The following is a 5,491-nucleotide window of genomic DNA, read 5'->3' on the forward strand; positions in this document are numbered from 1 at the left end:
GCCTGCGTCACGCAGGAAGATGTAGGAGCCGAGCCGGTCCTCGGTCGGATCCGGCTGCCAGCGCGTGACGGAGAGATCGCCCCAGCGGCTGTAGCCCGAGCCGGTCGCGGTGACCATCACCGAATAGCGGCCGTTCGACATGACGTTGGTCGACCGCAGCGACTGCAGCGGATTGAGCACGATGCGGGTGTCGGGGCTGTCGACCTCGGTCTCGTCCTTGGAGCGTTCGTCGGCCTCGGTCCTGACGGTCGCGGTCGGGATGTCGCGCGGCGCCCTCTCCTGCAGCAAGAGTTCGGCCGATTCGATGACCGGATCGCTGTGGAAGCGGTCGCGCATGCGACCTTCGAAGATGGCGTCGGCAACCGCCGCGATCGACATGCCCGAATGGTGGGCCATGTAGTTCTGGACGACGACATGATCCGTGCCTTCCGGCACGCGCTGCGGCGTGAAGTCGACGGCATCGTAGTAGCCGTGGCGGCCGAGCGCCCCGATCTCCCGCAAACGGGAGAGATTCAGCACGGCTTCACGCGGATTGAACTGGGCCGCCAGTATGGTGGCGTAAGGCGCGATCACCGTGTTCTGGCCAAGGCCGCGCTTCAGCCCGAGGCCTGGAACGCCGAAATTGGTATATTGGTAGGTCAGTTCGCGGTCGCGCGCATTGTAGGCGGCCTCCGAGATGCCCCACGGCACGTTCTTCTGGCGGCCATACTGGATCTGGCGTTTGATGATCAGCTTGCTGGTCTGGTTGAGGATCGAGCCCTGCGGCTCCTTCATCACCAGCGGCGGCATCAGATATTCGAACATCGAGCCGGACCAGGACATCAGGGCGCCCTGGAAACCGATTTCGACGATCGGCCGGCCAAGCCGGAACCAGTGCTCGGTCGGCAGGTCGCCCTTGGCGATGGCGAACAGGCTGGTCAGCCGGGCTTCGGAAGCCAGAAGGTCGTAGCAGCTCTCGTCGAGCTGGTGTTCCTCGACCCGGTAGCCGATCGACAACAGCTTGCGCTCCGGCCGCATCAGGAAGGAGAAATCCATCTCGAAGGCGTAACGGCGCGTGCGCTCGCGCAAGGTGAGCAGCTTGGCACGCAGCGCCTCGACGGCATTGTCGTCGCTGTGCGCGTCATGGACGTGCGCTTCGCAGGTGGCTTCCAGCCTTGCCGCCCAGTCGACGATGACGTCGCTCTGGGGCGACACCGCCTCGGTATGGATGGCGGTGGCCAATTTGCGGATCTCGCCGGCCAGCACAGCCAGGTTGATGGTGCGGATCGACGCCATTTCGGGCTGCGCCTTGATCGTGTCGACAGCGCGCCGCATGCCGTCGAGGCGGTCGGCGAGACGCTGGCGCAGCGGGCGCAACTGACGGCGGTCGTCGGGCAGATCATCGAGGCTTTCGCTGAGGATGGTGACCGTGTCGAGAATGCCTTCGAAATCGCCCTGGAGATGGACGGAAGGTGCTTCGGCCCATTCGGCGCAGGCCGCAGCCACCGCCACCAGATGGCCAGCGAGATTGCCGCTGTCGACAGCCGAGATGTAGAGCGGATAGAGCGGCTTCAGTGTCGTCGTGTCGTACCAGTTGAAGAGGTGACCGCGCTCACGCGGCATGCCCTCGATCGTCGCCATGGTGGCGTCGATGCGGGTGATGGCGTCGGACAGGCTGATCCAGCCGAAGTCGCGGGCGGAAACGACGGACAGCAGGTAGACGCCGATGTTGGTCGGTGAGGTGCGCGGCGCCACCACCGGCGCCGGGCTTTCCTGGAAATTGTCCGGCGGCAGATGGTGATGCTCTGCCGTTACGAAGCTTTCGAAATAGTGCCATGTGCGCCGCGCCACCGTGCGCAACGTATGGATGTCGGCCTGCGATATGCGCAGCCGATCCTCGGTTTCGGCCGAACGGCTGATCCAGCTGGCGATGGCCGGCGAGCCAATCCAGAACAGGGCGAAGAAGAAGGCGACGAAGGCGCCGGTCGAATCGGCCAGCACCGGAATGGCAAGGCCGACGAAGCCGATGATCACGGCGCCATACATCATGCCGTAATACGATCCGACATCGTTGTCGCCCGCCTTGTGCGCCTGCGAGGCGGTGCGCCATTCCAAAAGGTTCTGGCGGCTGACGAACAGCCGGTAGAGCGTACGCACGATGGCATCGCCCATCATCCAGGCATTGTGCGCCATCAGCACGATCTTCAGCGCCACCATGGCGGTACCGAAGGCGACGTCGCGCGCCAGAGCCGAGAAATGGCCGCGTGGCGTCTGGTCGCCGCTCTTGGGCAGGATGGCGTTGACGATATCGAATGTCGGCGCCATGAACAGGCTGAGGATCAGCAGGGCCTGCCATTGCGCGGCCTGCGTGAAGGGCAGCAGCGTCCAGCCGGCGATCGCCGCCATCACCCAGAAGATCGGCGTCAGCGAGCGGCGCAGATTGTCGATCATCTTCCAGCGCGACAGCGCCGGCACGCCGGAGCGCGGATCGAGCATGAAGCCAAGCAACTGCCAGTCGCCGCGCGCCCAGCGATGGTGGCGCGAGGCGTCGACCGAGTAGCGGGTCGGATAGTCCTCAACCAGTTCGACGTCGGTGACCAGCGCCGCGCGCGCCAGCGCGCCTTCCAGCAGATCATGGCTGAGGATGGTGTTTTCCTCGATGCGGCCCTGCAGGGCGGCCTCGAAGGCGTCGACGTGATAAAGGCCCTTGCCGGTGAAGGAGCCGTCGCCGAAGACGTCCTGATAGAGATCGGACACGGCAAAGACATAAGGGTCGAGGCCGCGATTGGCCGAAAACACCCGCTGGAAGAACGACGCATCGTCGCCTGATGTCAGCGACGCGGTGATGCGCGGCTGCAGGATCGCGTAGCCGGCGGTGACGACGCGCTTGCTGGCATCGAAATGCGGCCGGTTGAGCGGGTGGCAGAGCTTGCCTACGAGGGTGGCGACCGCGTCACGGGTGGTGCGCGTGTCGGCATCGAGCGTCATCACATGGACGACGTTCTCCGGCAGCGGCACGTCGAGCGGCAGGAACGTGGTGTCGCTGTCGCCGCGCAGCAGAAGATCGAGCTCGTGCAGCTTGCCGCGCTTGCGCTCCCAGCCCATCCAGGCCCCTTGCGCCGCGTTGAAGAGCCGGCGCCGGTGCAGGATGTAGAAACGCGGCGCGCCTTCGGACGGATAGCGGGCGTTGAGACGAGCGATCTCGGCACGGGCGAATTCGAGGATTTCGGTGTCGGCCGCATCGATCTCGGTCTTCGAGTCCGGCCAGTCCGACAGCAGCGCGAAATGGATTTCATCGGCCGTATTGGCGAGATGATGCACCTCGATGTTGCGGATGTTTTCCTCGACATCGTCGCGCGAGCCGATCAGCGACGGCACCACCACCAGCGTGCGCGCCTCGGGCGGCACGCCGTGCCGGTAATCATAACCGACAAGACGCGTCGGTTTCAGGAACAGCGATACGACCGTGTTGAAGAAGGCAAGCGCGCCCTCGCTGGCCGGCACGGCAAAAAGCGCCAGCATCAGGACGATCGAGGGCACCGACAGGCCGAGATTGGCAAGGGCATTGCCGGAGAGAACGAGAAGCAGCGCCGTCAGCGCAAATACCGGTACGACGATGCCGAGCCACCCGGTCTTGCGGAAGGCACGCTTGACTGTCTGGCTGATGGTGGGTCGATAGCCGATCGCCTTCTCCAGCTCGAGCCGGCGTGGGCCGACGAGAAAGAAGCCGACATCGGTGTGGGCGGGCCCGGTTAAAACCACGTCTCCGTCGCCATCGCTGGCGGCGTGGCCGGCCAACTCGATAGCCTTCTCGGCGACGCGATATTCCGAAAGGTTCGAACGGCGCGCCAATTCCTCGATCGCGGTCCGGTACTGGTCACGCGAGAAGAAGTCGAGCGCGGCGAAATCGGTGCGCTCGCGCAGCACGGTGTCGATGCGGCTGACGCCTTCGAACCACACCGTCCAGTCGACGTCGTTGATGAGGCGCAGGCCGCGGATGATGTTGCCCGTCGTCACATTGCCGCTGGACAGCGTGTGATGTTCGGAAATGATGATTTCCTCAGCATCGGAGCCGGTCTTTTCGAGCTCGCCTTCCAGCCATTCCAGAGCCTTGCCGGCATTCTGCGATCCATCGCGCAGGCGGTAGAGCAGTTGGGTGGCGAAGGTGGTGTCCTGCGCATGCGCGCTGAAATTGGACAGGATCGACTGCCGGTCGGCGCTGTCGTCGGTCGCCAGGACCTTGTCGGCCACATCGTTGGCGATCTGGCGCATCTGGCGGGTGCGATTGACCCTGACGGCCAGCCGGCGGAGATTTTCGATCAGGACGAAGCGCAACAGCGAAGGCAGCGCCCAGAGCTCGCCGATCTTCAGCGGCTCGACCGACTGAAAACCCTGGACGATGGACTTGAACATCGTCGCCGAAACGGAACTGTCCGAATGCGCGACATAGGTCCACGCCAGCGCCAGCGCGCGCGGAACGCTGCCGCCGTCAGGCAGTTTCAAGGTCGGCAACTGGCGATAGAAGCGGCGCGGCAGGTCGCGCTTGACCTGGAAAATGGTCTCTTCGACCAGGTAATTGTTGTCGAGCAGCCATTGTGCCGCCGGCGTGATCGTCTCGCCCCTCGCCTGCGCCGCATTGGTCGACCGATAGACTTCCAAAATCTTCTTGGCGCTGTCCCGGATACGGGCCTGAAAATCGAAGGGCGTCAGGCCGAACAGATCCGTGAGGTCGCCTTTTGCCAGGCTTTCGCCAAGCACACGAAGACGCTCTTCGGGCAGAAAGTTGGATCGAATCGGCTCTTCCGTGATGGCCGGGAAGCTCGCGCTTGTCTTCTCGATTTGGGCAGGATTCGTCTGAATATTCATTGAAAATTCCGTAAGCGGGCACTGAGCGGCGTCACCGCCACGGCAATGGCCCTAAAACCGGTTCAAATGCAATTGGTTGCATAAACCCCACTTGCCGAAAGTTTGTTTCCGCACCACGACAGGGCGTCGTCTCTCAGCAAAACTCAAAGACAAGCACCCCACTTCCCGCCAGGCCAGATCGGCGGAGAGGATTCAGGCTTTTTCGTGATGCCGCCAGCAGCTTACGCTATATTTCGCCGGTGCCGCGATCATGTTTGGAAACAAGCGTTAATCGTTGCCGGCGACAGAGCCGATCCGGATCACGAACAGCGTTGCCTCATGGGCGGGTTGGACGAGCAGGCCGGTGCTGACCGGACCGGACAGCAGCGTGTCGAGCGGACCGAGGCGGACCGGTTCAGCGGCGGGCACGCTGACGTCGCCGTCCAAGCATAGGATGAGCGTTGTGCCGGCTTCAGTCCGGACTTCCACGGGGGCCGAAATCACCAGGCGTTCGACCGAATGCGTCACCCGGCTTCGGCGGGTCATGACATTGAGATCGGTGATCGGCCCGCCGATCAGCGCAGCCGAGGTCTGCACGTCGGCCGGGAAAGAAAACAGGGCGGTCGTCCTGTTTATGGATGTCGGCGGGTGGCCGGCAATCTCCAGG

General features: G+C 63.8%; 2 protein-coding genes. Both read right to left on the bottom strand.

Features of this window, described 5'->3' with window-relative positions; all coding sequences use genetic code 11:
- On the bottom strand, positions 1-4,845 hold a 4,845-nt coding region (locus EN906_RS21350; protein ID WP_281060453.1), incomplete at its 3' end, for a glucoamylase family protein.
- A 267-nt stretch (positions 4,846-5,112) separates the two neighbouring features.
- Positions 5,113-5,491, bottom strand: a 379-nt coding sequence (locus EN906_RS21355) for a HutD family protein (protein ID WP_206529146.1), incomplete at its 5' end; no start/stop codon positions are given.

The sequence above is a fragment of the Mesorhizobium sp. M7A.F.Ca.CA.004.06.1.1 genome (assembly GCF_003999135.1).
Classification (GTDB): Bacteria; Pseudomonadota; Alphaproteobacteria; order Rhizobiales; family Rhizobiaceae; genus Mesorhizobium.